Source organism: Nitratireductor pacificus pht-3B, from assembly GCF_000300335.1.
Lineage (GTDB): Bacteria > Pseudomonadota > Alphaproteobacteria > Rhizobiales > Rhizobiaceae > Nitratireductor > Nitratireductor pacificus.
The window spans coordinates 24414-50829 of sequence record NZ_AMRM01000019.1 but is presented as its reverse complement, the minus strand read 5'-3'; the positions used below and the strand labels follow the sequence as shown (position 1 = coordinate 50829).

Genomic DNA, 26416 nt, shown 5'->3' with positions numbered 1-26416 from the left:
CAGACCGACGTCCCCGGTTGCGGTCAGCGCATGTCCAGAAGCCGCTCCAGATATTCCTTCTCGAGGGCAGGGCTCAGGGCATCGCCCAGCCGCTTGCGGATGGCGTCGAGAATCTGGCGCGCCCGCTGGGTATCGATCTCGTCAGGCACCTGAACTGAATCGCCGAAATCCGGCCCGGTGGTCGCCTGCGGCCGGCCGAGCGGGTCGCGGCCGTTATTGCTCTCGCGGAAGCCCTGTTCGCCGCCGCCCTGCTCGCCACGCATGGCCTGCTGCATCTGGTTCATCATATCCTGGGCGCCACGGCGCAGCGCTTCCAGCGCCCGGCCCTGTTCGCCGACGGCCTGTTCGCCCTGGCCCTCGCCGAGCGAACCCTCGGCCTGCCCCATGGCTTCGCCGGCTTCCCCGAAACCCTCGCCGGGCTTGATGCCCAGGCCCTCAAGGCCTTTCAGCAGGCTTTCGAGATCGCCGCGCAGACCGCCCTGACCCTGCTGCAACCCACGCATGGCTTCGGCGAACTCCTCCGAGGTCATTCCCTGCTGACCTTGCCCGGGTTCCTGCCCTTGCTGACCCTGGCCTTGTTGGCCCTGCTGGCCTTCACCCTGCTGCCCTCGCTGGCCGCGCTGCATCTGGTCCATGCGGAAGGTCTCGTTCATCAGCTCCTGCTGGCGGCGCATCAGATTGCCCAGTTCGTCCATCTGGCGGCGCATTTCGGATTGCTGGCCGCCCTGCTGGCCCTGCTGCGAGCGGCCCGCCTGGAGGTTGTTCATCATGTTCTCGAGCTGGGACAGGAGGTCGCGTGCCTGCTCGTGCGCACCGGATTTCGCCAGATCCTCGATCTGGTCGAGCATGCGCTCCAGATCGTTCTGGCTCAGCATCTGGCCGTTCTGCGGCATCTGTTCTGCAAGATCGGGATTCTGCTGGGCGCGCTCGGCGAACTCGCGCAGGAACTCCTGCATGGCGCTGCGCAACTCATCCATCAGCCTGGCGATCTCTTCCTCGCTCGCGCCGTTCTCGAGCGCCTGCTTGAGCGCTTCCTGGGCCTGGCGCAGGCGCCGTTCGGCGGCGGTGAGATCGCCGTCCTCGATGACCAGCGCGATCTCCCAGAGATAATCGACCACGCCGCGCAACTGGTCGTCCGTCTCGGCCATATCGAGCCTGGTGCGCGCACCGGAGACGCCCAGGAAATGCGACAGGTTCTGCAGCGTTTCCTCGGGCCAGGTGAGGACGGCATCCATCAGCGCCAGGACGCGGGGCTTCCTGTTGGCATCGAGCGCGAGGATGCGGCGCTGTTCGACGAGCGCCTTGGCGAGCGGGTTCGTGAAGATGCGCTCCGGCATCACGAGGTCCTTGACCTCGCTTCGGGCTTCCTGGCCCGCGGCGTCGGTCGCCTTCAATGTCAGCGCGACGGCGCTGCCGGCCCACGGGTGCTCCGTCAGATCGCGTGACGTCTTGGCGGCGATGGACCTGCCGTCGCGGCGGGGCAGCGACAACGGCAGATCGGGCGCCTCGTAGAGCGGTCGGGCATCCGGCGCGGCAATCTTCTGCTCGAACAGGGCTTCGGCGGAGGCGGCGCCGTAGTCGTCCTCGATCTCGTAGGCAAGTTCCAGCGTGCCGTTGACGGCCCGCTTGGGATCCTCGCTGAAGCGGATTTGAGGGGGTGCATCGGGCGTGATCGCAAACAGCCAGCCCTCGATCTCCGTATCGCCGCGCTTCAGGGTCAGTTCGCCGTCGCTGTCGAGGGTCCGCGAGAAGCGCCGCGCCGCATTCGCCGTGGAGGCCGCTTCGGCCTGCGACGCGCCTTCCGGTTCGATCAAGGTTTCGCCACCCGTCGCATCGGTGAGCGAGAGGGTCTCCGTTCCCGTGCCGCCGGTGATCCGCAGGGCGAGGATGCTGCCCTGGGGCACGGTGAAGTGCTCCGTCTGCCGATTGGCCTCCGCCGTCAGGTAGATCGGCGCGCGGCCCGTATAGGCCGGCGGTGTCACCCAGGCGTCGATGCGCGGCGGGACGATCTCGGCGCCGCCATGGGTGCGAAAAGCGTCCAGAAGGGTGCCGCCATAGGGGCCGGTGGAGAACGCCGCCGCAGTCACCAGGAACAAGGCCGCCGCTGCGCGCAGACCCCACGGATCGCGTTCGGGAACGCGCGTCTGCGGCAGATCGCCGTGCAGATTGTCGAGCCTGTCGGCCATGCGCTTCTGGTGTTCGCGCCAAAGAGCTGTTGCGAAGCCGTCGGCCTGGCCGGCGGGCCGGTCGGTCTGGGTCGCGACCGGTTCATGCTCCAGCCGGTTCGTGCGCTCGATGCGCCGGTCGATCTCGACGGAGGTGGGGCGGCGGAACCGGCGCAGGGGCCAGAGAGCGGCAAGGCCGGCGACGCCGAGGCCAGCCAGAACGCCGAGCCGCAGCCCGTCCGGCATCAGGCGGAACAGGCCGAACCACGAAAGGGAGAGAAACACGCTGGCAACGACCAGAACGGGCAGGACCAACGGCCAGAGGCGCTCGACCAGCATCACCACGCGCGTCGCAAGGCGCGTCCGCGCAAGCCTGGCGAACCGCCTGCCGGGGAGTGTCTGCCGTTCGGGTGTTTCAGCCATCGGCACTCTCAGCACCTCGCTGTGGCCGGCGCTGAATCACGCCAACCCCAGTCGCAAGGATAGCAGCAAACGCGGCGAAGGCGAGGCAGCGCGCGAAATTGTTACCGCGAGACGCTTTCAGTCGGCCAGCCAGTCGGGCAGCGAATCGAGCGCCAGGAGCTGTTCATAGGTCGGTCGGGCCCGCACCACATGGAAGCGGTCGCCGCTGACCAGGACTTCCGGCACCAGGGGGCGCGAATTGTAGGTGCTGGCCTGCACCGCGCCATAGGCGCCCGCCGTGCCGATGGCGATGAGATCGCCCGGGCGCAGCTCGGGCAGGGTGCGATCGAGCGCCAGATAGTCGCCGGTCTCGCAAACGGGGCCGACCACGTCCGCTGTCATGCGCGGCGCATCGGCCGCCGCCTGCCGGACCGGGCGGATCGTATGAAAAGCCTCGTACAGGGTCGGGCGGATCAGATCGTTCATTGCCGCATCGACGATGACGAAGTTCTTCGCCTCGCCGTCCTTGCGGAACAGCACCTCGGAAACGAGAATGCCGGCATTCGCCGCGATCAGGCGGCCCGGCTCGAGCATCACCTTCAGTCCGAGCTTGGTGACGTGCTTGCGGACGACCGCCGCATAGGCTTCCGGCAGGGGCGGCTGGTCGCCGTCCTCCGCGTAGGGCACGCCCAGCCCGCCGCCGAGATCGACATGCTCGATGGCATGGCCATCGGCGCGCAGCGTCTCCGTCAGCTCGGTCAGCAGCGCGAAGGCGTCGTCAAAGGGCTGAAGCTCGGTGATCTGGCTGCCGATATGCATGTCGATCCCGCTGACCTTGAGGCCGGGCAGTTCCGCGGCCCGCGCATAGGCCGCGCGGGCCTCCTTCCAGGCGATGCCGAACTTGTTTTCCGCCTTGCCGGTGGAAATCTTGCGATGGGTCCGGGCGTCGACATCAGGATTGATGCGCAGCGAGACATTGGCGGTCAGGCCGAGCGCGGTGGCGCGGGCCGACAGCAGTTCCAGCTCCGGCTTCGATTCGACGTTGAAGCAGAGAATGCCCGCCCGCAGGGCGAAGTCCATCTCGGAAGCGGTCTTGCCGACGCCGGAGAACAGGATCCTGTCCGCGGGAACGCCGGCGGCCAGCGCACGGCGCAGCTCGCCCTCCGAGACCACGTCCATGCCGGCGCCGAGCCGGGCCAGGGTCTTCAGGACGGCCTGGTTGGAATTGGCCTTCATGGCGTAGCAGACAAGAGCGTCAAGCCCGGAGAACGCCTCCGAGAAGATGCGGTAATGGCGGGTTAGGGTCGCGGTGGAATAGCAGTAGAACGGCGTCCCGACCGCGGCCGCAATGGCCTGCACCGATACATCCTCGGCGTGCAGGACGCCGTCGCGATACTCGAAATGGTTCACGGAAACGTGCTTTCGAAAGAAGGTTAGAGCAGGCGGTCCAGAACGAACGGACGGTCGGCGACCGGCTTCTTCGGCTCTGGCGGCACGGGTTCGTCGTTCTGCTCAGCCTGTTTTCGCGCATCGACGGCGGCCTCGTAGGGCGAATCGAGCGCGGCCTTGCGGCCGCAGGCGGCGAGGCCGACGAGCAGGCCGAGCATGAGGAGGGTGAGCGTTCTGCGGGCCGTCATGAGGCGTTCCGTTCCTTGAAAGTGCGTGCGCTGCGTTTTAGCGGTTTTTTGACGGCGTTGCATCCCGTTTCAGCCGCTTCTTCCATGCGCGAATCTGTCGCCGCACCTCGGAAGGGGCCGTGCCGCCATAGGAGGTGCGGCTCCTGACCGAATTGGCGACGGACAGGACCGAGTAGACGCCTTCGGTGATGGAGGGGTTGATGGCCTGAAGTTCCTCCAGCGGCAGTTTCTCCAGGCCGCACTTCTTCTCCTCGGCAAGGGCAACGGCGCGACCGGTGGCGTGATGCGCTTCACGGAAGGGCAGGCCGGCCTCGCGCACCAGCCAGTCGGCGAGGTCCGTGGCCGTCGAGAAGCCGGCGCCCGCGGCCTTCTTCATCGCATCCCTGTTGACCTCGAGGTCGCCGATCATGCCGGTCATGGCCGCCAGCATCAGATCGAGCGTCTCGGCAGCGTCGAAGACGGCTTCCTTGTCCTCCTGCATGTCCTTCGAATAGGCAAGCGGCAGGCCCTTCATCACCGTGAGAAGGGCGATGAGGTCGCCATTGATACGGCCCGTCTTGGCGCGGATCAGCTCCGCCGCATCGGGGTTCTTCTTCTGCGGCATGATGGAGGAGCCGGTGGAGAAGGAATCGGACAGGCGCACGAAGCCGAATTGCGGCGTCGACCAGATGACGATCTCCTCGGCCAGACGCGACAGGTGGATGGCGCAGATGGCGGAGACGGACAGGAACTCGAGCGCGAAATCGCGATCCGAAACGGTGTCGATGGAGTTGCGCGTCGGCTCGCGGAAGCCGAGCGCCTTCGCCGTCATGTGGCGGTCGATGGGGAACCCGGTGCCGGCGAGCGCGGCGGCGCCGATCGGGCTTTCATCCAGCCGCTCGATGGCGTCGCGCACGCGCGAGCGGTCGCGGCCGAACATTTCCACATAGGCCATGAGGTGATGGCCGAAGGTGACGGGCTGCGCCGACTGCAGATGCGTGAAGCCCGGCATGACGCTTGCCGCGTGCTCCTCGGCCCGGGCGACGAAGGCTTCGAGAAGGCCGCCGAGCGCATTGTCGACGCGCTGCAGTTCCTCCTTGACCCAGAGGCGGAAGTCGAGCGCGACCTGATCGTTGCGCGAGCGCGCCGTGTGCAGGCGGCCGGCGGCCGGGCCGATCAGCTCGGCCAGCCGCGCTTCCACATTCATGTGGATGTCCTCGAGCCGGGTGGAGAAGGTGAATGTACCGGCCTCGATCTCTGACAGGATCGTGTTCAATCCGTGAGCGATCTTTTTCTGGTCGTCCGTCGAAATTATGCCAGTCTTTGCCAGCATCTCGGCATGCGCCAGGCTGCCGCGAATGTCCTGGGCGTAGAGTTTCCTGTCGAAGCCGATGGAGGCGTTGATCGCTTCCATGACGGCATCGGGTCCTGAGGCAAAACGTCCGCCCCACATACGGTTGCTGGCTTGGTCTTCGCTCATCATGATAACCGGGTGGTTCGTGTGGAAAGAAAAATGTCGAAGCAGAAACGGAAATTCCCGGCACTCCGCCTGATCGTCCTTGCCGTCGCCGCAGGCGCCGTCGGAGGTGCGATTGCGGTATACGTGAAGGGCGCCCCGGATGGCAACATCGCCGCCCTGTCGGAGAAGGCGGGTGCGGCGGATGCGCAATGCGCCGCCAACGACGCGCTGGCCCGCGCCACCGGGCAGGCGGCGACCGGAGAGGTTGCCGCGATGCTCGCGGCGCATCCGCCGCGGTCGATGAACGGCCTGTCGTTCAACGGACCGGACGGTCAGGCGATGTCCATCGCCGATTTTGGCGGCAAGGTCGTGCTGCTGAACCTCTGGGCAACCTGGTGCGCGCCCTGCCGCGAGGAGATGCCGGCGCTCGACACGCTGCAGGAGGAGAAGGGTTCCGACCGGTTCGAAGTCGTTGCCGTCAACGTCGATCGCGGCGATGACACGAAGCCGAAAGCCTTTCTCGAGGAAACGGGAATAGAATCCCTCGGCTACTATCGCGACAGCTCGATGAAGATATTCAATGACTTGAAGGGCCAGAGCCTGGCGCTGGGGCTGCCGGCGACCCTCCTGATCGGGACCGATGGCTGCCTGCTCGCGCATATGAACGGACCCGCCGAATGGGCAAGCCCTGATGCCTTCCGGCTGATCGACTCGGCCTTGCTGGCAGGAAACTAGGTTTTTTCAGCCGGACCGACGCCCTGCGCGACCTGAACGTCATTGCGCAGGGCTGCCTTGCCTGTGCGGTCCTCAAGCCGCTTCGCGGCGGCGATAGATGCAGCCTTCGGCCTGGCCTTCCGCGCCCCGCTTCAGCTCGACCCGGTCGAGCGCCGGGGATTTTTCCGCCAGCTTGTCGAAGATCCACTTTGCCAGGTTTTCCAGCGACGGAACCGAAAGCCCCTCGATATCGTTAAGATATGTATGGTCCAGAATGCCGTGGATGGCATCGATCTGCTTTTCGACCTCGTACAGGTTGGCAGCCCAGCCGAAGACGGGGTCCGGCTCGCCTACAAGATGCACGGAGACTTTGAAGGAATGGCCATGCAGCCCGGAATAAGGTTCCAGCTTGTGCGCCGCTTCGAACGTGAATTCCTTGTATGTTTCCATTGCATTCACTCCCAGAACGAAGGTCCGCGGCCTCGTTTCAGGCCGCAAATGCCAGGTGGGTATGTGTTTCCACCGGAAACCGGACCCGCTGAATCAGCAGTACCACCGTTGATGCGGTTCGATGTATGATCGCTGCGGGATGGAGGTTTGGCACCACGGTTTATACCTGTCAATGCGCCGTCCCGGCCAAGCCCGTTTCTTTCGGAACGGGCATGTGACATTAACTTCTTGTTGGTTAGCCGGCGATTACGATGCGGGCATTCTCCAGTAAATCCAGCAGAGAGGCTTCACGATGTCGACAACACAGAAGTTCATACGAGGCTGGACGGCGGCTCTGGCCGCGTTGATGCTGCTCGCCGCCCCGGTGCTGGCGCAGGATGCAACGCTGCCCAATCCCGAAGGCGACGTCATTCTCACCATCGACGGGAAAGTGGGCGCCACCAACGGGGAAGGGGTGGCGGATTTCGACCTGGCGATGCTCGAAAATCTGAAGTCCGGAAAGATCACGACGACCACGCCTTGGTTCAACGGTCCCGTCGAGTTCGAAGGGGTCCTTCTCGCCGACCTGATGGAGAGCGTGAAGGCGGACGGGCAGGAAGTGGTCGTGACGGCGCTCAACGATTACCAGGCGCCCGTGCCGATCGCCGATTTTGCGCAGTATGGCGCCATTCTCGCCTACAAGCGCGATGGGAACTACATGCCCGTCAGCGACAAGGGACCGTTGTTCATCATCTATCCCTACGATTCCGACGTCGAGCTGAGCACGCAGAAATTCTACTCGCGCTCGGTATGGCAAGTCCGACGACTGACGGTGCGATAGGCTTGGGGCAGGCCTGAACCATGTCTGCCTCCGCCGCGGAGACCTCGGGGCGCCGCACAGCCTCGCGCGTGGTTCAGACGGTGCTGACCATCTGCATCGTCGCGCTCGCCGTTTCGGCGCTCTACATCTCCGTCCTGGCCTTCAAGCGCCAGGAGGCACTAAGCCAGATCTTCCGCTACAACATCGCCTTCAGTGCCAGTCAGGGGATGAACGAGCTCCTGCGGTTCAGGCAAAGGCTTGCCGGGATGCTCGTGGATCCCCCGCAGGCCACCAAGCAGGACGTCAGTCTGCGCTACCAGATCCTGGTGAGCCGTATGGACCTGTTCCAGAGCGGCGAATTCCTGGGATTCGTTACGGAAGTCCCTGACAGCCGGGAAGCCGTCGAGGAGATGGCATCCGTGGTGCGCCGCATCGGCACGTTCATCGACGACATCGACAAACCCGAGAACGCGCAGCTGGCGCTCGAACTGACCGAGCCTCTCGAGCGCAAGATGATCGCGCTGGCGTCGCAGTCCAACGAATACGGCGCCACAGCGCAGGCGCGCGACCAGCGCGAGCTGCTGAGGCTGCACTGGATCTTTTCCATTCTTGCGCTCGGTCTGGTGCTGAGCGGCTTCATCTTCGTCGCCATGCTGCGCTGGCAGCACCGGCTTCAGATCAGCGTGCAGCGGCGCCTGAAGGCGACGAACGAGGACCTGTTGCGCACCAGAGCGGAGCTGGCCGAGAGCGCGGCAGCAGCGCGGCGCGCCAATGAGGAACTGATCACCCAGAACCTGTTGTTCAACACGGCCCTGAACAACATGTCGCACGGCCTCTGCATGTTCGACGCGCATCAGAAGCTGATCGTCAGCAATCAGAAGATGGAGAGCATCTACGGCCTTTCCAGCGACCAGCTGAAGCCCGGGCTGTCCTTCCCGGACCTGCTCGACAGCATGGTCGCGGCGGGCGCGCATGACCGGGACGAGGCCGAGCGGATATCGGCACTCCAGTCCGCCCTGATACGGCAGAACCGTTCGAACACGCTCATCCAGGAGCTGGACGACGGGCGGACGATCCTCATCTCGCACCAGCCGATGAAGGGCGGCGGCTGGGTTGCGACCTACGAGGACATCACCGAGCGCCACAAGGCACAGGCCCAGGTGGCCTACATGGCGCGCCACGATACCCTGACGGACCTTCCGAACCGGCTGATGATGCGCGAGCGCCTGGAGGAGATCCTGCGGCTCAGCAGCGAACGCGCGCTCTCGACCGCGGTGATGTGCATCGATCTGGACAATTTCAAGGGCATCAACGACACGCTCGGCCATCCGGCCGGGGATGCGCTTCTGCGCGAAGTCGCCCGCCGCATCAAGGCCACCGTGCGCGAGACGGATGTCGTCGCGCGGCTCGGCGGCGACGAGTTCGTCGTCGTTCAGGGCAATCTCGACGGCTCCGATCAGGCGGTCAATCTCGTCAAGCGGCTGATCGCGGTGATAGACGAGCCCTATCTGATCGACGGACACCAGGTGCTGACTGGTGCCAGCATCGGCATCGTGGCGACCACCGGCGGCGAGGAGGCGGACGACCTCCTGATGCAGGCCGATGTCGCCCTCTACCAGGCAAAGGCCGACGGGCGCGGCGTCTACCGCTTCTACGAGCCGGACATGAACAAGCGCCTGCAGCGGCGCAGGACGCTGGAAACGGAGCTTCGGGCCGCCAATCTCGACGAGCAGTTCTATCTGGTGTTCCAGCCGATCATCGACCTCGACGCCAACAAGGTGACGACGTTCGAGGCCTTGCTGCGCTGGAGGCATCCCGTTCACGGGGAGGTTTCGCCGGACGAGTTCATTCCGATCGCCGAGGATACGGGCGCCATCGTGCCGCTGGGCGAATGGGTCTTGCGGCAGGTCTGCCTGGAACTGAAGTCATTGCCGGAAAGCATCTGCATCGCCGCGAACCTCTCTCCGATGCAGTTCAAGCGTGACGACATCGTCGAGACGGTGGCCCGGGTTCTCGTCGAGACGGACACGCCCGCCCATCGGCTGGAGCTGGAGATCACCGAAACGCTGCTGCTGGAAGACAATCGCAAGCTGCATGTCGACCTAAAGCGCCTGCGCAAGCTGGGGTCGCGCATCTCCCTCGACGATTTCGGCACCGGCTATTCGTCGCTCAGCTATCTGCAGAGATTCGCATTCGACAAGGTGAAGATCGACCGGCTCTTCATCAAGGACATCGCAAAGAGCGCCGACCAGGCCGCGATCGTGCAGACCATCGTCAACCTGGCCTTCACGCTCGGCATGACGACGGTGGTCGAGGGCGTCGAAACCGAGGAACAGCTGCGCATCATCCGCGCCATGGGATGTGACGAGGCGCAGGGCCACCTGTTCAGCAAACCGATCCCGTCGGATGCCATCGTCGGCTATCTGGCCGAGCACGAGCGCAAGCGCACGGCGGCCTGAACCCGGGGCCGCCGGAACCGAAAGCGCGCCGCGGCCGTTCGCCCTGCAACACCATGCCTGCTATAGTGCACGCAACAATGGAGGCCGGCCATGAGCTTCAGGACATTCCGTCGCGACCGTATTTCCAAGCCGGTCTTCAACTGGGCGCGCAAGATCATGCCGCCCATTTCCGACACCGAGCGCGAAGCCATCGATGCCGGCACGGTCTGGTGGGACGGCGAGCTGTTCACCGGCAACCCGGACTGGGACGCCTTCCTTTCCATGGCGCCGGCCCGCCTGTCGGGCGAGGAGCAGGCGTTCATGGAGGGGCCGGTGCGCGAGTTGTGCGGCATGCTCGAGGACTGGACGCTCAACTGGCGCGACCGGGACCTGTCGCCGGCGGTGTGGGAGTTCATGCGCCGGAAGAAATTCTTCGGCATGATCATTCCCAAACGCTACGGCGGGCTGGGTTTTTCCAACACCGCCCATTCGGAAGTCGTCCGCATGGTTTCGTCCGCCAGCATCGTCGCCGGGGTCACGGTGATGGTGCCGAACTCGCTCGGACCGGGCGAGCTGCTGATGCATTTCGGCACGGACGAGCAGCGGGATTACTGGCTGCCAAGGCTCGCCGACGGGCGGGAGATTCCGTGTTTCGGGCTGACCTCGGCGCATGCGGGCTCCGACGCGGCGGCGATGACCGATACGGGCGTTGTGGAGTACGGAACCTGGAAAGGGCGGAAGGTCCTCGGCCTGCGGCTCAATTTCTCCAAGCGCTACATCACGCTCGGCCCCGTCGCGACGGTGATGGGCCTGGCGTTCAAGATGCGCGATCCGGAAAACCATCTGGGGCGCGGCGAGGAGCTGGGTATCACGGTGGCGCTGCTGCCGACCGACACGAAGGGTGTTCGCCACGGCGACCGGCACATCCCGCAGTTCACCTTCTTCCAGAACGGGCCGCTCCATGGCGAGGACGTGTTCGTGCCGCTCGATCATATTCTCGGCGGCGAGGCGCAGATCGGCCAGGGCTGGACCATGCTGATGACGGCATTGGCGGCGGGACGCAGCATATCGCTGCCGTCGCAATCGGCGGCATCCGCCGCGATGTGCGCGCGCGCCACGGGCGCCTATGCGCGGGTGCGCACGCAGTTCAACGTGCCGATCGGCCTGTTCGAGGGCATCCAGGAGCCGCTCGCCGAACTGTGCGGCAACGCCTATCTGATCGACGCGGCGCGACGGGTGACGCTGGCGGCGCTCGACGAAGGGCACAAGCCCTCGGTTCTCTCGGCGATCATGAAATACCATGCCACGGAACGGATGCGCCGCTCGGTCGAGCATGCGATGGATATTCACGGCGGCAAGGCGATCATCGACGGGCCGAAGAACTATATGGGGGCAGCCTACCGGGCCGTGCCTGTCGGCATAACCGTCGAGGGCGCCAACATCCTGACGCGCAATCTGATGATCTTCGGCCAGGGGGCAATCCGCTCGCATCCCTATATGCTCGACGAGCTGCTCGCCCTGTCGGACGAGGACCGCGAGGCGGGGCTCGACCGTTTCGACGAGACCTTCTGGAAGCATGTCGGGCATGCGTTCAAGACGGCCGGGCGCGCCTTTCTGCGCGGCTGGACCGGCGGGCTTCTCAGTCCCGCGCCCAGGAAGGCGGCGATGCCCGGCCATTGGCGGCGTCTGTCGCGCCATGCGGCGGCGTTCGCTCTCCTTTCCGATTTCGCGCTGCTGACGCTCGGCGGAGCGCTGAAGCGGAAGGAGATGATCTCGGCGCGCCTCGGCGACATCCTGGCCGAACTCTATTTGCTCGGGGCTGTGCTCAAGCGTTACGAAACCGAGGGCCGCCAGGCCGCGGACAAGCCGATCGTGGATTACCTGATGCTGGCCGGGGAAGCGCGGATCGGCACGGCGTTTCGCGGCGTCCTCGACAATCTGCCGAGCCGGCCGGCTGCCTGGCTGGTGCGCTTGATCGCATTTCCGCTCGGCGTGCCCAACCCCGCCCCGTCCGACCGCCTGAGCAGCAAGGTGGCGGAGATCCTGCTCAAGCCCTCGGCCCAGCGCGACCGGCTGACGCCCGATCTCTATCTGGGCGGCGGGCATGACGAACACCCGCTGAAGGATCTGGAAAAGGCTTTCCGGCTGGTGGTCGACGCCGCGCCGATCGAGAAGAAGATGCGCGCCAAGGACGTTCGTGACGCACGGGAAGCGCTGGATATGGGGCTGATCACCGAAGGTGAGTATGCAGAGCTCGCGGAAGTTCAGGCGGCGGTCGAGCGGGTGATCGCGGTGGATGCGTTCAGCATGGAGGACATTTCGGCAACGGCGTCGCAGCACAAACCCGCGAGGCCGGCCACGCGGAGGAAATCCGCGCGGCAGGAAGCCGCCGAATAGGGGACATAAGACCCGTTCAACGTTTCACAGAAACGCCGAGCGGGTCCATCTCTTCTTTTTTGCGTTTATGCGGACGTCAGGTGATTCCACCTGACTGCAAAACGCTAGCGCGTCGGAACGGGGGTCTCGCCGCGATAGTCGTAGAAGCCGCGTCCGGCCTTGCGGCCGAGCCAGCCGGCCTCGACATATTTCACCAGCAGCGGGCAGGGCCTGTACTTGGAGTCGGCTAAACCCTCGTAGAGCACCTGCATGATCGACAGGCAGGTGTCGAGGCCGATGAAGTCGGCGAGCTGCAGCGGGCCCATCGGATGGTTGGCGCCGAGCTTCATGGCCGTGTCGATGGCCTCGACCGATCCGACGCCCTCATACAGGGTGTAGATCGCCTCGTTGATCATCGGCAGGAGGATGCGGTTGACGATGAAGGCGGGAAAATCTTCCGCGACGGTCGTCGTCTTGTCGAGGCTCTGGACGAAGGCGCGGGCTTTCTCGAACGTGTCGTCCTCGGTGGCGATGCCGCGCACCAGCTCGACCAGCTTCATCACCGGAACCGGGTTCATGAAATGGATGCCGATGAAGCGTTCGGGACGATCTGTCTGCGCCGCCAGCCGCGTGATGGAGATCGACGAGGTGTTCGTGGCGACCAGCGCTTCCGGGTTGAGCACCGGGCAGAGCTGGGCGAAGATCTTGCGCTTGACGGTCTCGTCTTCCGTGGCCGCCTCGATCACAAGATCCATGTTGGCGAGCGCTTCCATGGTGGTCGCCGGAGAAATGCGGTCCAACGCCTCCTGGCGCACCTTGTCTTCCAGCTTTCCCGACGAGACCTGACGCGCCATATTGCCGGAAATCGTCGCGATGCCGGCCTCGATCCGTTCGGCCGAAAGGTCGTAGAGCTTGACCTCATAGCCCGAGAGCGCCGCCACATGTGCGATGCCGCTGCCCATCTGGCCGGCGCCGATCACACCCACTTTCTCAATCTTGCCTGTCATGTCGAAAATCCCGTGGGGTGCTACCGGCACCCTTCGTCACTCGTGTTGCAGTGCAACCTAGTTTGGCCGGCGGGTGACGTCCAGTCCGAACAGCAAGATTTTGCGCAGTCCTGGGGCTGGCGCCTTGGAGACGAAAAAGCCCCGCTTCGCGGACGAAGGCGGGGCTTTTGAACGTGCTTTCCTGCCGGACGCGCGTCAGAGCGCCTTTTCGAGTTCCGGGAGGACGTCGAAGAGGTCGGCGACGAGGCCATAGTCCGCGACCTGGAAGATCGGCGCTTCCTCGTCCTTGTTGATGGCGACGATGACCTTGGAGTCCTTCATGCCGGCGAGGTGCTGGATGGCGCCGGAGATGCCGCAGGCGATGTAGAGCTCGGGCGCGACCACCTTGCCGGTCTGGCCGACCTGCCAGTCGTTCGGAGCATAGCCGGCATCGACCGCGGCGCGCGAGGCACCGACGGCGGCGCCCAGCTTGTCGGCGACCGGAAGGATCACCTCCTCGAACTTCTCCGCCGAGCCGAGCGCCCGGCCGCCGGAGATGATCACCCGTGCCGAGGTCAGCTCGGGACGGTCGCTTTCGGCGATGCGGTTCTCGACGAAGCGCGACAGGCCGGCATCGGCCGGCGCGGCGGTGTTCTCGACAGGGACGGAGCCACCTTCGCCGGCCGCCTGGAACGTGGCCGTGCGGATGGTCAGCACGCGCTTCGCGTCGGTCGCCTCGACCGTCTGGATGGCGTTGCCGGCATAGATCGGGCGCTTGAAGGTCTTGGCGTCCACCACCTCGATCACGTCAGAAACCTGCATCACGTCGAGCAGGGCGGCGACGCGCGGCATCACGTTCTTGCCGGTGGTGGTGGCGGGGGCGACGAAGGTGTCGTAGCCGTCGGCGAGTGCCACGACGAGGTCGGCCAGCGGCTCGGCCAGCTGTTCGGCAAGCGCGTCGTTCTCGGCGAGCAGCACCTTGCGCACGTCGGCAAGCTTCGCCGCCGCGTCGGCAGCGGCTTTCGCGCCCTTGCCGGCGACCAGCACGTCGATGTCGGAGCCGATCTTGCCGGCAGCGGAAAGCGCCTTGGCGGTCTGGTCGGAAAGGCTCTTGTTGTCGTGTTCGGCAATCAGGAGAATGGCCATGATCTCTATCCCTTCCGCTTAAAGCACGCCGGCTTCGTTCTTGAGCTTGTCGACCAGTTCGGCGACCGAACCCACCTTGACACCCGCCTTGCGGCCCGCCGGCTCCTCCGTCTTCAGCACCTTCAGGCGCGGCTTGACGGTGACGCCGTAGTCGCCGGGCGCCTTCGCGTCGAGCGGCTTCTTCTTCGCCTTCATGATGTTGGGCAGCGACGCATAGCGCGGCTCGTTGAGGCGCAGATCGGTGGTGACGATGGCCGGCAGCTTCAGTTCGACCACCTGCAGGCCGCCATCCACCTCGCGCGTCACCTTGGCCTTGCCGCCATCGATCTCCACCTTCGAGGCGAAGGTGCCTTGGCTCCAGCCGAGCAGGGCGGCGAGCATCTGGCCGGTCTGGTTGCTGTCGTCGTCGATCGCCTGCTTGCCGAGGATGACGATCTCCGGCTTTTCCTCGTCGACAACGCCCTTCAGGATCTTCGCCACGTCGAGCGGCTCCACCAGATCGTCGGTCTTGACGAGGATCGCCCGGTCGGCCCCCATGGCAAGCCCCGTGCGCAGGGTCTCCTGCGCCTTGTCCGGGCCGATCGAGACAACCACGATCTCTTCCACCTTGCCCGCTTCCTTCAGACGGATCGCTTCTTCAACCGCAATCTCGCAGAACGGGTTCATCGCCATCTTGACGTTGGCAAGCTCAACGCCCGAGCCGTCAGCCTTGACGCGCGGCTTCACGTTGGCGTCGATGACCCGCTTGACCGGAACAAGGACTTTCATGCGCATTCACCTTCCGTGATGGGAACTTCGGTTCGATTGCTGGCGACCAGCAAATGCACCGGTCGGTAGGCCTGGTGCCGACATGAGCGGGGCGTTGCCAGCCCCCTCTCTCGACGCGGCTTGCCGCCGGAGTTGGCGGGACCGTAGAGAGGCCCAACGTTCAGGTCAATATGTGGATGCCTATTGCCTGCCCCAGCGGGGCTGGCTGCCTTCCATGGGCTTCGCCATGTTGGGCTTTTCGAGCTCGACAGCCTCCGGGGTCTGGAGGCGGCGGTCGAGCAGCGGCACGTCGCGCCGCCGCAGGATGAGGACCAGAACGGCGCCGGCGAGGATGCCTCCCGCATGGGCCGCCCAGGAGACCTGATTTTCGGTATCGACGAAGAGCATCAGGAACTGGAAACCGATCCAGAAGGCCAGAGCCACGAAGGCGGGAATGCGCAGCGGGATGCGGGCGAAGGCCAGAACCCAGACTTTGACGCGGGGATGCAGGATCAGATAGGCGGCGACGATGCCGGCGATCGCGCCCGAGGCGCCGATCAGGGGAGAGCTGGAAGCCGGCTCGATGAAACCGTGCAGATAGGCGCCGGCAACGGCGCAGGCGAGATAGAAGACCAGATAGCGGAAGTGGCCGAGCGCGTCCTCGACATTGTCGCCGAACACCCAGAGGAACAGCATGTTGCCGCCGAGATGGAGCAGGTCGCCATGCAGGAAGGAATAGGTGATGTAGGTGAAGGGCTCGGGCACCCAGTCCAGTTCCGGGGGGAGCACCGCCAGATCGTGCGAAACGGACGGGATATAGCCAAGCCCCAGGGCCGCGGCGAAGGCGAGGTCCTCGCCGGCAACGACGGTCGCCAGATACATGATCACGTTGAGCGCGATCAGCGCCAGTGTCACATATTGCCGCTTGATGTGCCGCAGGCTGTTGGCGTCGTGCAGCGGTATGAACATCGGAGCCCTCGTTTCGGACCCCGATAGCGGTCCGCGAATCCTATCGGTTCTGTCCGGGAACCCATAGCACGTCCCGCGCGCCATTGTCATTGACGGCGCGGGAGGCGACGAAGAGGAAGTCCGAGACGCGGTTGATGTAGCGAAGCGCCTCGCCGCCGACCACTTCGCCCGGCTTCTCCTTCAGTTCCACCATCAGCCGCTCGGCGCGGCGCGCAACGGTTCGGGCGAGATGCAGCGCGGCGGCGGCCGGCGTCCCGCCCGGAAGCACGAAAGAGCGCAGGGGCGCGAGGTGTTCGTTCAGGGCATCGATGTCGCGTTCGAGCCGGTCGACCTGGCTCTGGACGATGCGCAGCGGCTCGTATTCGGGCTTCTCGTCCGTTTCCAGCGTCGCCAGGTCGGCGCCCAGATCGAACAGGTCGTTCTGGATCGCTGCCAGCATCGCGTCGATCCCGGGATTGTCGCGGGCGGTGTGGAGGCGTGCCATGCCGATGCAGGCATTGGCTTCGTCGACGGTCCCGAAGGCGGCGATGCGCAGGTCGCTCTTCAGGCGCCGCTCCCGCGTGCCGAGGCCGGTGGTGCCCCTGTCGCCGGTGCGGGTGTAGATCTTGTTGAGCTTGACCATGGAACCCTCAGCCGCCGCGCGACTTGGCATAGTACATGGCGAGGACGATGAAGACGATCGCGACCGCCTGCAGGATGACGCGCGCCTGCATCAACTTGTTGGACGTGTTGGCGGAGCCGCCGCGCATCATGTTGATGAGGCCGCGGATCAGCACGATGACGACCGCCATCATGACCAGGATCGCGAGGATGTTGAAGAGTGTTTCCATGACGGTTTTCTTTGGCGGCTTTCTTTGTTCGGGTCAGCCCTTGTCGGACAGGAAGCGGTACAGCATGCGCGCCGGCAGGAGGCGTTTCAATGCGACACCGATGCGCGCCGGCGTGGTCACCACATAGTGCGGGCGCGGCGCAGGCGAAACAAGCGCGTGGCGCAGCCTGGCGTATACGGCTTCCGGGCCGAGCTTGAAACGCGACTTCACGCCGCCCTGCCGCAGCCGTGCGAGCTGCGCCCGGTAGGCTTCGCGATGCACCGAATTCTCGTGGTCGATGTAGCGCTCGAACCAGGGCAGGCCGTTGCTGGCGATCTTCGAGGCGATCGGACCGGGTTCGATCAGCGAGACATGGATGCCGGAGCCCTGCAGTTCGGCGCGCTGGCACAGCATCAGGCCCTCGATGGCGTGTTTCGAAGCGGCATAGGCGCCGCGAAACCGGATCGGCACGAGGCCGAGAATGGAGGAGCAATGGACGATCCGGCCGTGTCCCTGCGCCCGCATGGCGGGAACGATGCGCCGGGTCAGATCGTGCCAGCCGAAGACGTTGACCTCGAACTGATGACGCAGGGCCTCGACCGGCAGATCCTCGACCGCCCCCGCCTGGGCGTAGGCACCGTTGTTGAACAAGGCGTCGAGCGTGCCGCCGGTGCGCTGCAGGACCTCGTCGGCGAGGGCGGCGATGGAGGCGGGCTCGGCATAATCGAGGTAGAGCGCCTCGATGCCATCCGCTTCCAGAGAGGCGAGATCCCGTTCGGTGCGCGCCGTTGCGAAGACGCGCCAGCCGTCGCGGCGCAGGGCGCGGGCGCAATGGGCGCCGATGCCCGAGGACGCTCCGGTCAGGAGAATGGTGCGGTCGTGGGTCTGTCGCTCGGCCAAGAAAACAATCGCTCCCCTTGTGTATAAGCGGAACGGTTTCACATATTGGCGGGGACGAGACAATAAGAAGGCGTGTGAGGAATGAAGCAGGAGGTGACGCCGTGCACGGATTGAGGGCCGCGAGACGCGTCCTGGGCGACGCGTTCGGCCATTTCAACACGGATGACGGCTGGGCGATGTCCAGCCATGTGGCGATCTCCGCGCTGATGGCGCTGTTTCCCTTCCTCATCTTCGCAACCGCTCTGGCGAGCTTCCTGGGTGCCGATGCCTTCTCGCAGCAGGCGATCGACCTGATCTTCGACACCTGGCCGAAGGAGGTGGCTGAGCCGATCGCCAACGAGGTGCACAATGTCCTCGGGGTCCGGCGGGGCGGTCTGCTCACCTTCGGCGTGGTGCTGGCCGGCGTGTTCGCCTCGAACGGCGTCGAGGCGCTGCGCCTGTCGCTCAACCGCGCCTACCGGGTCACCGAACAACGCTCGATTTTCCGGCTCAGAGCGCAGAGCCTGGTGTTCGTTCTCGTGGCGACGATGGGGTTCCTGGCGATCAGCCTGCTGCTCGTGGTGGCGCCGATCGCGCTCAGCATCGCGGCCAACAATCTGGAGTGGATCGCGCCCTATGTCGGCACGATCACCTTCTGGCGCTATGTCATCGCCCTGACCGTGCTGGTGCTGGCGCTGATCGCGGTGCATCTGTGGCTGCCGGCCGGAAGGCGCAGCCTCTGGGACGTGCTGCCCGGCGTTGCGTTCACCCTGTTCGGGTCGTTTGCCGGGTCGAGCCTCTTCGCGGCCTATCTGGGGCGCTTCAGCAACTATGCCAGCACCTATGCGGGACTGGCCTCGATCATGATCGCGGTGGTGTTCCTGTACATCCTGTCGGCGGTGTTCATCCTCGGCGGCGAGATGAACGCCTCGATCAAGCGCTACCGGGAGGCTGACGCGGTCGCCGAAGCCTGATCCGGCGGCTTTCTGGTCGCCAGCGCGACGCCGAAGGTGGTGATCGCCATGCCGGCGAGCTGCACGAGGTTCAGGGTCTCGCCAAAGAGAAGCCAGGCCAGCAGCGCGGTCACGGCGGGCACGAGATAGAACAGCGAGGCAACCTTGGCGACCTCGCCCTCCCGGATGAGAATCATCAGCAGGAAGATGGCGCCCAGCGACAGGACGAGCACCAGCCAGGCCATGGCGAAGACCAGCTCGCCGTTGATGGTGAACTCCTGGTTTTCGAACGCCAGGGAGGCGCAGAAGGCGACGAGCCAGCCGCCGGCATACTGGTAAAGCGTGACTGTCACGAGGTCGGCGCGCGAGACGAAATGCTTCTGCCAGACGGTGCCGGCGCTCATGGCGATGACGGCGAAGGTCGCCGCGCCGACGGTCGCCATGGTCACGCCGCCGCTGATCTGGTTGAACTTCGGGGAGAGCACGATGGCGACGCCGACCAGGCCGACGACCAGGCCGAACCAGTGCTTGCGGGTGACCGTCTCGCCGATGAACGCGCCGGCCATGACCGCCGTCAGCATGGGTTGCAACCCGACGATGAGGCCGGCGAAGCCTGCCGGCAGGCCGTGCTTCACCGCCCAGAAGACGCCGCCGAGATACAGCGTATGCATCAGGACGCCGGCAATGCTCGCATGCATGGCGTTGCGCCGGCCGATCGGCTTCGCGCCGAGGATCGGCACCAGGACGAGGAGCAGCGCGAAGGACAGCGCGAAACGCACCCACAGGAAGGTGAAGGGTTCAGCCCAGGGCATCGCATAGCGCGCGCCGATGAAGCCGGTCGCCCAGAGGACGACGAAAAGGGCAGGGATGACCCGGGTGGAGTTCAGCATCGGACTGGCCGTCGGAATTCTTGGAAAGAGGGGATACGGTGAGCGCTGTACCCGCTCTGCAACGGCAAGAAAAGCGAAACATTTCCACGCTATCATCAATTGCCCTGAACTTTGGTGCCGCCAGGCGCAAGTCATCGCCTGAACCGGCCGGGAGTGCGCGCATGCTGATGAAACTGGACACGAGCTGGCTTCTGTTCGCCGTCGCGGCGGTGACGATCCTGTCCTATCTGCTGTCGCTGGCGCTGGATTCCGTCATGCGCGAGGACGGTTTCGGTGCAATGGGCAATGCGGGCATCATCACCATTGCGTTCTTCGCGACGATCTATCTGGCGAACGGCCAGGGCATCCGCTTCGCAAGCCTCACGGAGGGCGCGTTCGCCGGTCTCGGCGGGGCCTTTGCGACGCTGCTGGTGATGACCTTCGTCAAGGCCATTCTGAGGCGCGTCATCTAGCCAGCCCGATCAGGCGGGTTATGTCGGCCGGCGTCATGCCGCCGGCGCGCAGGGCCGCCAGACTGGTGTCGCCGCGGCTCTTGGAAAGCTTGTGGCCGTCGGCATCGACGATCAGCTCGTGATGATGGTAGCAGGGCGCCGCGAGGCCCAGCAGCTCCTGCAGCAGGCGGTGAACGGCGGTGGCGTAGAACAGGTCGCGTCCGCGCACCACATGGGTCACGCCCTGAAGCGCATCGTCCACCGTGACCGACAGGTGATAGCTCGCCGGCATCTCCTTGCGGGCAATCACCACGTCTCCCCAGGCTTCCGGTGCGGCCGCGACCACACCGGTTTCTTCCTTCGGTCCCAGACCCGTTTCGTCCCAGCGCGGAGGGGCGCCCGCATGCGCCATGGCGCGCCGCATGTCGAGCCGCCAGGCGAACGGCGCTCCTCCGGCGATGCGGCTTCGCCGTTCCGCTTCCGTCAGATGCCTGTCGTCGCCGGGATAGTGCGGCGTGCCGTCCGGGTCGCGGGGCCAGGAGCGACCCGCCGCCTCTTCGTCCGCAATCCGCGCCCGTACCTCGCCACGGCTCATGAAGGCGGGATAGACCAGATCCGCATCAATGAGGCGCTCGAGCGCGTCGCGGTAGTCGTCAAAATGGTCGGACTGGCGGCGCACGGGCTCTTCCCATTCCAGTCCCAGCCAGGCGAGATCGCGGTAGATGCTCCGTTCCAGCTCCGGCGTGCAGCGCGTGGTGTCGATGTCCTCAATGCGCAGCAGGAAGCGGCCGCCGGCGGCGTTCGCCATGCCCCAGTTGACCAGCGCCGAATAGGCATGGCCGAGATGCAGCTCGCCATTCGGGCTCGGAGCGAAGCGAAAGACCGGCTTTGTCATGAGTGTTCGGCGAATCGGGTTGCGGTCGGCATGGGACGATTGCTACGGATTTCCCCCGCCGACAGCAAGAATGGGACGCGTTCTTCCATGCAGCGCATCGACACCGACGACCACATCACGGCAGGCCTGGACGCCCTTGTCGCGGCTGATCCGCGGCTGGTGGCGGTCAGGGCGTTTGCCGGCGACGTGCCGTTGCGGCGGACGCAGCCGGGCTTTGCCAGCCTTGCTTCGGTGATCGTCTCGCAGCAGGTCTCGCGGGCCAGCGCCGACGCGATCTTCGGCCGGCTGACGGCCTCCCTGACACCCCTGACGCCGGAGACGGTGCTCTCGGCTGGGGAAGCGCCGCTGATCGCCGCCGGCCTGTCGCGGGCGAAGCAGCGGGCGCTGACGGCAGTGGCCGAGGCCGCCGGCGCCGGCATCCTCGATCTGGAGGCGCTGTGCATGCTGGAGGCCGATGACGCCGTCAGCCGCATGACGGTGATCCCGGGCATCGGCCCTTGGACCGCGGAGGTGTATCTGCTGGTTTCCGCCGGGCACCCGGACGTGTTTCCCGCGCGCGACGTGGCGCTGCAGGCCGCCGTCGCCCACGCCTTCGCGCTCGACGCGCGTCCCGACGCGCGGGCGCTTGCCGCGATGGCCGAATCATGGACGCCGTTCCGGGCGGTCGCGGCGCGGCTGTTCTGGGCCTATTATCGCGAGATGAAGGGGCGGGAGGCCGCTCCGCTGGCCTGACGGGGCGAAAAAGCTGCGAAAATCCCGGTGTTTAGCCCGTCACAAAGCAAAATATCCGCTTCACATTCCTGTCACCGCGGGCTTACAGTATCCGCATCGAACGACTTGAGCATCTGGCAGGCAAGCGGAACGATCTGCCCCTGCGCGGTGTGGAGAACAACGGAATAGCGTGTGCACGGCCTTCGGGCACTGCCTGCGCTGGGCCAGTGAAGGAGCTCCTGGGACGTGACGATCGCTGCTTCGCCGGACGGCATGCCCGCTCTGGTGCTGAATGCGGACTACCGGCCGCTGAGTTATTACCCGCTGTCGTTGTGGTCGTGGCAGGACGCCATCAAGGCGGTCTTCCTCGACCGGGTGAATATTGTCGCCGAGTACGAACACCAGGTCTCCTCGCCCTCGTTCTCGATGCGGCTGCCGAGCGTCATCTGCCTGAAAACCTATGTGAAGCCGTCGCGCTATCCCGCCTTCACGCGATTCAATGTCTTCCTGCGCGACAGGTTCCAATGCCAGTATTGCGGTACGCGCGAGGACCTGACATTCGACCATGTGATCCCCCGCCGCTCCGGCGGGGTTACTTCCTGGGAGAATGTCGTGGCCGCCTGCTCGCCCTGCAATCTCAAGAAGGGCGGACTGATGCCGGCGCGCGCAAAGATGTGGCCGCAGCAGAAGCCGTTTCGGCCGACCGTGCACGATCTGCACAATAACGGCAGGCTTTTCCCGCCCAACCATCTCCATGAGAGCTGGATGGACTATCTCTACTGGGACGTCGAATTGGAACCCTAGACCCCTTCAACGTTTCACTGAAACGCGGAATGGATCAATTCTCCTGTTTTTACGCGTTTCTGCGGACGTCAGGTGATTCCACCTGATTGCAAAAGGCTTCAGCGCCGGAACGCGGCGCGCAGGGCGATGGCCGCCCACAACGCGCTTGCCAGCACGTTCCAGCCGGCGAAGGAGAGGCCAAGGAAGCGTCCGGCCGCCTGGCTGCAGGACGGCGGTATCACGGCGTTGAGCTGATCGAGCAGGTTGCCGCCGGCCCTGCTGCTGGGCATGACGGCGACGCCGCAATCGGCCGGGCCCTCCCACCAGCCCCATTCGACGCCGGCATGATAGGCGCCGAGCCCCATCCCGTAGAGCATCAGTGCGCCGCCGACGGCCAGCAGCCCGCGCGTGACGACCGGGGGCGCCTTCAGCCAGGAGGCGAGGAAGGCCAGCAGCATCAGCGGTGCGCCGATGTAATAGGGCGTGCGCTGCTCGATGCACAGCAGGCAGGGCAGGTAGCCGCCGATATGCTCGAAGCCGAGCGCGGTGCCGACGGTCGCCGCCATGCCGAGGGCAAGGAGTGCTGCGCCAAAAGTCTGGGTCTTGCCGGTCGGCGCGCTCAGGGACATGAAAAACCTCTAGAAAACAAAGCGAATGGCGACGAAGCCGCCGATCAGCAAAACCATGAAAAGGGTGAAAAGAAGGCCGAGATTCTTCTCGATGAAGATGCGGATCGGCGGTCCGAAATGGTAGAGGAGCCAGGAGACCAGGAAAAAGCGCAGGCCGCGGCCGATGATCGACACGACGACGAAGGTCATGAGGTTCAGCCCGGTGGCGCCGGAGAAGATCGTCAGCACCTTGTAGGGGAATGGCGTCACCGCGGCGAACAGCACGCCCCAGCCGCCCCAGGTGTTGTACCAGCCGGCCACCTGCTCGAAGGCGTTCTCCTTGCCGTAGAACGCAAGGATCGGCTGGCCGATGGTTTCGTAGAGAAAAGCGCCGATGACATAGCCGAGCAGCGCCCCCAGCACGGAGCTGAGGGTGCAGATGAGCGCGTAGCGCAGCCATTTCGCCCGTTGGGACAGCACCATCGGGATGAGCAGCACGTCCGGCGGGATCGGAAAGAACGAGCTTTCGATGAAGGAGACCGAGGCAAGCGCCTTCTCCGCGTGTCGCGTCGCGGCGAGCGACATGGTCCAGTCGTACAGTCTTCGAAGCATGGGGTGCCCTCGGTGAGGGCTTTTGTCTAGCGGCAGTCGCCGGTCTGCGCAACGGCGCTTGTAAATCAGGAGGCCACCGTGAGAATTGCGGCGGCGACGTGTTGACGGGAACAGGCTTCACCGTATAGTCCGCTGCCTGTCCGGCCGTTCGGCGGGGCCCCTGTGGCGGAATTGGTAGACGCGCTCGACTCAAAATCGAGTTCCGCAAGGAGTGCTGGTTCGATCCCGGCCAGGGGCACCATTTCTCTTCTTCGTGGATGACAGACATGCCGATGAACGGCGATGCCGGTTTGTGGTTGCGCCCTTTTGGCGCAGACGACCTTTCGATTCTGCGGGAATGGTTTCGCGACAGGGAGTTGTCCCGCCGCCTTTCCTATCCGACCGACGCCTGGTTCGCCCATATACAGGGACCTAAGTCGCAATGCTGGATCGTGTGCCAGGAAGACGGGCAGGCGATTGCAGCGATTCAGGTCGATCGCGAGGATGACGGGGTGGGGTTCATAGATTTGGCTGTGAAACCAGATCTGCGCGGCAAGGGCATTGGGACGGCCAGTCTGCGGCACTTCCTGCAAACCGAAGCGCCGGCATTCCGTGTTCTGAGTGGGAGCATCGAACCGGATAATCGGGCCAGCATCGGTTGCGCACAGAAAGCCGGCTTTGTGGTTGCTGACGCGCTTGACGATGACGGGCTGCTTCCGGTTATCTGGACGCGAGACTGACCAGACGCTCCGGCGGCCCATTGCCGCCGAAAGCCGCGTACCACCGATATAGCGCCAGCTTCAATCCGCAAGCGTGTATGTTACAACGATTTGCGATCATGCTGACCGGTGCCGGGAGGAGGGCCTGTATTCATGCTTGAGCGGCGTGAGACTTATCAGGCGCTCTATGAGGGATTCCGCTGGGACATCCCGCGGCGCTTCAACATCGGGACGGCCATTTCTGACGCCTGGGCGGCGCAGGCGCCGGAGCGGATAGCGCTCTACGAGTATCGTGCGGACGGAGCCGCAGCAACGCTGACCTATGGCGCGCTCGCGGCGCAGTCGGACGCGCTGGCCGGCAGCCTGAGACGGAGCGGCGTTGCGCGCGGCGACCGGGTGGCGCTGCTGCTGCCGCAGTCCTTCGAAACCGCGATCGCCCATGCGGCGATCTACAAGCTCGGCGCGATCGCGGTGCCGCTGGCGCTGCTGTTCGGCATGGAGGCGCTGGAATACCGGCTGTTCACCGCCGGCGCGAAGGCCGTCATCACCAATGAGGCGGGGCTGGCGAAGCTGACGCCGATCCGCGGGCGTCTTCCCGCCCTGGAGCTTGCCGTGTCCGTGGACGGCGCGGATCGGGGCGCGGTCGATTTCCGGCGCCTCGTCGCCGATCATACGGGGCAGTTCGCGGCGGAGGATACCGGCCCCGACGATCCGGCGATGATGATCTTCACATCCGGCACCACCGGCCCTCCGAAGGGCGCCCTGCACGGCCATCGCGTGCTGCTCGGTCATCTGCCGGGGGTTCAGTTCCACCACGAATTCCTGCCGCAGGACAGGGATCTGCTTTGGACACCCGCCGACTGGGCCTGGGCCGGCGGACTGCTGAACGTGCTGCTGCCGGGTCTCTATCTCGGCGTGCCGGTGGTTGCCGGCCGGTTCGAAAAGTTCGATCCCGAGACGGCGCTCGGACTGATGGAGAAGATGAAGGTGCGGAATGCCTTCATCCCGCCAACGGCGCTTCGCATGCTGAAGGCGGTGCCCGACATTCCCCGCCGCTTCGCCCTTTCGCTGCGCACGGTCGGCTCGGGCGGCGAGGCGCTCGGCCGGGAGACGTTCGAATGGGCGCGCGCGGAACTCGGGCTGGCGATCAACGAGTTCTACGGCCAGACCGAGTGCAATCTGGTCCTGTCGTCCTGCCATGCGCTCGGCGTGGGCCGGCCGGGCGCGATCGGACTGCCGGTGCCGGGGCATCGGGTGGCGGTGATCGACGGCGAGGGACGACCCGCAAGGACGGGCGAGGCGGGCGACATCGCCGTCCGGCGTCCGGACCCGGTGATGTTCCTGCAATACTGGCAGAACGAGAAGGCGACGCGCGAGAAATTCGTCGGTGACTGGATGACGACCGGCGACCAGGGCGTCCGCGACGACGACGGATATGTGCACTTCGTCGGGCGCGACGACGACGTGATCACCTCGTCGGGCTACCGCATCGGCCCGACCGAGATCGAGGATTGCCTGACGGGCCATCCGCAGGTGGCGCTCGCCGCCGCCGTCGGCAAGCCGGATCCGATGCGCACGGAGATCGTCAAGGCCTACATCGTCCTGCGCGCCGGGGTGGAACCCAGCGACGCGCTGGCGGAGGAGATCCGCCTGTGGGTCCGCGACCGGCTTTCCGCGCATGAGTATCCGCGCGAGGTGGCATTCGTCGAATCGATGCCCCTGACGACGACCGGCAAGGTCATCCGCCGCATCTTCCGCGATCAGGCACGGCGTGAGGCCGATGCGGAGTAGCGGGCTGCGATCCATCCGGGTCGGAAGCGACCGCGCGGGAAGATGGGCCGCGCCGTCGCGACCGGCGCGGCATGCCTTCCCGGTGCTCC

Annotated in this window: 26 protein-coding genes and 1 tRNA gene; 11 read left to right on the top strand and 16 right to left on the bottom strand. The window is 65.3% G+C overall.

Translation table 11 applies throughout. The annotated features are described in order from the left end of the window. Positions 1–23: 23 nt before the first annotated feature. The 4 genes from NA2_RS16205 to argH form a co-directional block, all read right to left on the bottom strand. Positions 24–2588 (bottom strand): TIGR02302 family protein, encoded by a 2565-nt coding sequence (locus NA2_RS16205; RefSeq protein ID WP_008598110.1) that lies wholly within the window; start codon positions 2586–2588, stop codon positions 24–26. 117 nt (positions 2589–2705) lie between these two features. Further along, entirely contained in the window at positions 2706–3977 is a 1272-nt protein-coding gene (lysA, locus tag NA2_RS16200) for a diaminopimelate decarboxylase (RefSeq protein ID WP_008598109.1), read from the bottom strand. Positions 3978–4000: 23 nt separating this feature from the next. Then, positions 4001–4204 carry a lipoprotein gene (locus NA2_RS16195; RefSeq protein WP_008598108.1) on the bottom strand — a complete coding sequence of 68 codons (204 nt, stop codon included), beginning with the start codon at positions 4202–4204 and terminating at the stop codon, positions 4001–4003. A 37-nt stretch (positions 4205–4241) separates the two neighbouring features. After that, a complete protein-coding gene (gene argH / locus NA2_RS16190) occupies positions 4242–5663 on the bottom strand; it encodes an argininosuccinate lyase (RefSeq protein WP_040678230.1) in 1422 nt (473 codons plus the stop codon). A gap of 33 nt (positions 5664–5696) precedes the next feature. Here argH and tlpA point away from each other — a divergent pair, with 33 nt between their 5' ends. Then, positions 5697–6377: a thiol:disulfide interchange protein TlpA gene (tlpA, locus tag NA2_RS16185; protein WP_008598106.1), complete on the top strand. Its 681-nt coding sequence runs from the start codon at positions 5697–5699 to the stop codon at positions 6375–6377. 72 nt (positions 6378–6449) lie between these two features. Here tlpA and NA2_RS16180 read toward each other — a convergent pair whose 3' ends face one another. Continuing rightward, complete coding sequence (locus tag NA2_RS16180) at positions 6450–6806, bottom strand: 6-pyruvoyl trahydropterin synthase family protein (RefSeq protein ID WP_008598105.1); 357 nt, start codon at positions 6804–6806, stop codon at positions 6450–6452. 292 nt (positions 6807–7098) lie between these two features. Between NA2_RS16180 and NA2_RS16175 the strand changes: the two genes are divergently transcribed. The 3 genes from NA2_RS16175 to NA2_RS16165 all read left to right on the top strand — a co-directional run bounded on the left by NA2_RS16175 (position 7099) and on the right by NA2_RS16165 (position 12440). Further along, positions 7099–7626, top strand: a complete 528-nt coding sequence (locus tag NA2_RS16175; RefSeq protein ID WP_244423661.1) for a putative pterin-binding protein — start codon at positions 7099–7101, stop codon at positions 7624–7626. Positions 7627–7646: 20 nt separating this feature from the next. Continuing rightward, positions 7647–10064 (top strand): putative bifunctional diguanylate cyclase/phosphodiesterase, encoded by a 2418-nt coding sequence (locus NA2_RS16170; protein WP_008598103.1) that lies wholly within the window; start codon positions 7647–7649, stop codon positions 10062–10064. A gap of 90 nt (positions 10065–10154) precedes the next feature. Continuing rightward, a complete protein-coding gene (locus NA2_RS16165; RefSeq protein ID WP_008598102.1) occupies positions 10155–12440 on the top strand; it encodes an acyl-CoA dehydrogenase in 2286 nt (761 codons plus the stop codon). A gap of 104 nt (positions 12441–12544) precedes the next feature. Here the strand turns inward: NA2_RS16165 and NA2_RS16160 are convergent, their stop codons facing one another. From NA2_RS16160 to NA2_RS16130, 7 genes are all read right to left on the bottom strand, one after another. Beyond that, positions 12545–13426, bottom strand: coding sequence for a 3-hydroxybutyryl-CoA dehydrogenase (locus NA2_RS16160; RefSeq protein ID WP_008598101.1), 882 nt, complete (start codon positions 13424–13426; stop codon positions 12545–12547). Between the two features lie 195 nt (positions 13427–13621). Then, a complete protein-coding gene (locus NA2_RS16155; RefSeq protein WP_008598100.1) occupies positions 13622–14551 on the bottom strand; it encodes an electron transfer flavoprotein subunit alpha/FixB family protein in 930 nt (309 codons plus the stop codon). A gap of 18 nt (positions 14552–14569) precedes the next feature. Then, positions 14570–15319, bottom strand: a complete 750-nt coding sequence (locus tag NA2_RS16150; protein WP_008598099.1) for an electron transfer flavoprotein subunit beta/FixA family protein — start codon at positions 15317–15319, stop codon at positions 14570–14572. A 180-nt stretch (positions 15320–15499) separates the two neighbouring features. Further along, a complete protein-coding gene (locus tag NA2_RS16145) occupies positions 15500–16267 on the bottom strand; it encodes a rhomboid family intramembrane serine protease (protein WP_008598098.1) in 768 nt (255 codons plus the stop codon). A 40-nt stretch (positions 16268–16307) separates the two neighbouring features. After that, positions 16308–16889, bottom strand: coding sequence for a cob(I)yrinic acid a,c-diamide adenosyltransferase (locus tag NA2_RS16140; protein WP_008598097.1), 582 nt, complete (start codon positions 16887–16889; stop codon positions 16308–16310). Positions 16890–16896: 7 nt separating this feature from the next. After that, on the bottom strand, positions 16897–17097 hold the full coding sequence (locus NA2_RS16135) for a twin transmembrane helix small protein (protein ID WP_008598096.1): 201 nt from the start codon (positions 17095–17097) through the stop codon (positions 16897–16899). 33 nt (positions 17098–17130) lie between these two features. Continuing rightward, on the bottom strand, positions 17131–17976 hold the full coding sequence (locus NA2_RS16130) for an SDR family oxidoreductase (RefSeq protein ID WP_008598095.1): 846 nt from the start codon (positions 17974–17976) through the stop codon (positions 17131–17133). A 110-nt stretch (positions 17977–18086) separates the two neighbouring features. On the opposite strand from NA2_RS16130, the gene NA2_RS16125 reads away from it, so the two are divergent. Beyond that, the gene (locus NA2_RS16125; protein ID WP_008598094.1) at positions 18087–18929 is read left to right on the top strand and encodes a YihY/virulence factor BrkB family protein; all 843 of its coding nucleotides are present in this window, start codon (positions 18087–18089) and stop codon (positions 18927–18929) included. Here the strand turns inward: NA2_RS16125 and NA2_RS16120 are convergent. Beyond that, positions 18896–19798: a DMT family transporter gene (locus NA2_RS16120; RefSeq protein WP_008598093.1), complete on the bottom strand. Its 903-nt coding sequence runs from the start codon at positions 19796–19798 to the stop codon at positions 18896–18898. The genes NA2_RS16125 and NA2_RS16120 overlap by 34 nt on opposite strands. 161 nt (positions 19799–19959) lie before the next feature. On the opposite strand from NA2_RS16120, the gene NA2_RS16115 reads away from it, so the two are divergent. Next, entirely contained in the window at positions 19960–20250 is a 291-nt protein-coding gene (locus NA2_RS16115) for a hypothetical protein (protein ID WP_008598092.1), read from the top strand. Here the strand turns inward: NA2_RS16115 and gluQRS are convergent. Further along, the gene (gene gluQRS / locus NA2_RS16110) at positions 20243–21124 is read right to left on the bottom strand and encodes a tRNA glutamyl-Q(34) synthetase GluQRS (RefSeq protein ID WP_008598091.1); all 882 of its coding nucleotides are present in this window, start codon (positions 21122–21124) and stop codon (positions 20243–20245) included. The two genes, NA2_RS16115 and gluQRS, sit on opposite strands and share 8 nt — an antisense overlap. Positions 21125–21211: 87 nt before the next feature. Between gluQRS and NA2_RS16105 the strand changes: the two genes are divergently transcribed. Continuing rightward, positions 21212–21856 (top strand): DNA-3-methyladenine glycosylase family protein, encoded by a 645-nt coding sequence (locus tag NA2_RS16105; protein WP_008598090.1) that lies wholly within the window; start codon positions 21212–21214, stop codon positions 21854–21856. A gap of 225 nt (positions 21857–22081) precedes the next feature. Continuing rightward, positions 22082–22639, top strand: a complete 558-nt coding sequence (locus NA2_RS16100) for an HNH endonuclease (protein ID WP_008598089.1) — start codon at positions 22082–22084, stop codon at positions 22637–22639. A gap of 98 nt (positions 22640–22737) precedes the next feature. Here NA2_RS16100 and NA2_RS16095 read toward each other — a convergent pair whose 3' ends face one another. Together NA2_RS16095 and NA2_RS16090 are read right to left on the bottom strand one after the other, a co-directional pair. Then, entirely contained in the window at positions 22738–23247 is a 510-nt protein-coding gene (locus NA2_RS16095) for a disulfide bond formation protein B (RefSeq protein ID WP_008598088.1), read from the bottom strand. A 9-nt stretch (positions 23248–23256) separates the two neighbouring features. After that, the gene (locus NA2_RS16090) at positions 23257–23838 is read right to left on the bottom strand and encodes a YqaA family protein (protein WP_040678201.1); all 582 of its coding nucleotides are present in this window, start codon (positions 23836–23838) and stop codon (positions 23257–23259) included. 156 nt (positions 23839–23994) lie between these two features. Here NA2_RS16090 and NA2_RS16085 point away from each other — a divergent pair. The 3 genes from NA2_RS16085 to NA2_RS16075 all read left to right on the top strand — a co-directional run bounded on the left by NA2_RS16085 (position 23995) and on the right by NA2_RS16075 (position 26327). Then, positions 23995–24079 (top strand) — tRNA-Leu (locus NA2_RS16085). A gap of 25 nt (positions 24080–24104) precedes the next feature. Beyond that, positions 24105–24557, top strand: a complete 453-nt coding sequence (locus NA2_RS16080; protein ID WP_008598086.1) for a GNAT family N-acetyltransferase — start codon at positions 24105–24107, stop codon at positions 24555–24557. A gap of 132 nt (positions 24558–24689) precedes the next feature. Then, entirely contained in the window at positions 24690–26327 is a 1638-nt protein-coding gene (locus NA2_RS16075) for an AMP-binding protein (protein ID WP_008598085.1), read from the top strand. The last annotated feature ends 89 nt before the right edge of the window (positions 26328–26416 follow it).

What these genes read in the sequence shown, in the direction of transcription:
- NA2_RS16205 (WP_008598110.1), bottom strand. Translation starts at nt 2,588, where the DNA reads ATGGCTGAAACACCCGAACGGCAGACACTCCCCGGCAGGCGGTTCGCC.
- NA2_RS16195 (WP_008598108.1), bottom strand. Translation starts at nt 4,204, where the DNA reads ATGACGGCCCGCAGAACGCTCACCCTCCTCATGCTCGGCCTGCTCGTC.
- argH (WP_040678230.1), bottom strand. Translation starts at nt 5,663, where the DNA reads ATGAGCGAAGACCAAGCCAGCAACCGTATGTGGGGCGGACGTTTTGCC.
- tlpA (WP_008598106.1), top strand. Translation starts at nt 5,697, where the DNA reads ATGTCGAAGCAGAAACGGAAATTCCCGGCACTCCGCCTGATCGTCCTT.
- NA2_RS16180 (WP_008598105.1), bottom strand. Translation starts at nt 6,806, where the DNA reads ATGGAAACATACAAGGAATTCACGTTCGAAGCGGCGCACAAGCTGGAA.
- NA2_RS16175 (WP_244423661.1), top strand. Translation starts at nt 7,099, where the DNA reads ATGTCGACAACACAGAAGTTCATACGAGGCTGGACGGCGGCTCTGGCC.
- NA2_RS16170 (WP_008598103.1), top strand. Translation starts at nt 7,647, where the DNA reads ATGTCTGCCTCCGCCGCGGAGACCTCGGGGCGCCGCACAGCCTCGCGC.
- NA2_RS16165 (WP_008598102.1), top strand. Translation starts at nt 10,155, where the DNA reads ATGAGCTTCAGGACATTCCGTCGCGACCGTATTTCCAAGCCGGTCTTC.
- NA2_RS16160 (WP_008598101.1), bottom strand. Translation starts at nt 13,426, where the DNA reads ATGACAGGCAAGATTGAGAAAGTGGGTGTGATCGGCGCCGGCCAGATG.
- NA2_RS16155 (WP_008598100.1), bottom strand. Translation starts at nt 14,551, where the DNA reads ATGGCCATTCTCCTGATTGCCGAACACGACAACAAGAGCCTTTCCGAC.
- NA2_RS16150 (WP_008598099.1), bottom strand. Translation starts at nt 15,319, where the DNA reads ATGAAAGTCCTTGTTCCGGTCAAGCGGGTCATCGACGCCAACGTGAAG.
- NA2_RS16145 (WP_008598098.1), bottom strand. Translation starts at nt 16,267, where the DNA reads ATGTTCATACCGCTGCACGACGCCAACAGCCTGCGGCACATCAAGCGG.
- NA2_RS16140 (WP_008598097.1), bottom strand. Translation starts at nt 16,889, where the DNA reads ATGGTCAAGCTCAACAAGATCTACACCCGCACCGGCGACAGGGGCACC.
- NA2_RS16135 (WP_008598096.1), bottom strand. Translation starts at nt 17,097, where the DNA reads ATGGAAACACTCTTCAACATCCTCGCGATCCTGGTCATGATGGCGGTC.
- NA2_RS16120 (WP_008598093.1), bottom strand. Translation starts at nt 19,798, where the DNA reads ATGCTGAACTCCACCCGGGTCATCCCTGCCCTTTTCGTCGTCCTCTGG.
- NA2_RS16115 (WP_008598092.1), top strand. Translation starts at nt 19,960, where the DNA reads ATGCTGATGAAACTGGACACGAGCTGGCTTCTGTTCGCCGTCGCGGCG.
- gluQRS (WP_008598091.1), bottom strand. Translation starts at nt 21,124, where the DNA reads ATGACAAAGCCGGTCTTTCGCTTCGCTCCGAGCCCGAATGGCGAGCTG.
- NA2_RS16105 (WP_008598090.1), top strand. Translation starts at nt 21,212, where the DNA reads ATGCAGCGCATCGACACCGACGACCACATCACGGCAGGCCTGGACGCC.
- NA2_RS16095 (WP_008598088.1), bottom strand. Translation starts at nt 23,247, where the DNA reads ATGTCCCTGAGCGCGCCGACCGGCAAGACCCAGACTTTTGGCGCAGCA.
- NA2_RS16090 (WP_040678201.1), bottom strand. Translation starts at nt 23,838, where the DNA reads ATGCTTCGAAGACTGTACGACTGGACCATGTCGCTCGCCGCGACGCGA.
- NA2_RS16080 (WP_008598086.1), top strand. Translation starts at nt 24,105, where the DNA reads ATGCCGATGAACGGCGATGCCGGTTTGTGGTTGCGCCCTTTTGGCGCA.
- NA2_RS16075 (WP_008598085.1), top strand. Translation starts at nt 24,690, where the DNA reads ATGCTTGAGCGGCGTGAGACTTATCAGGCGCTCTATGAGGGATTCCGC.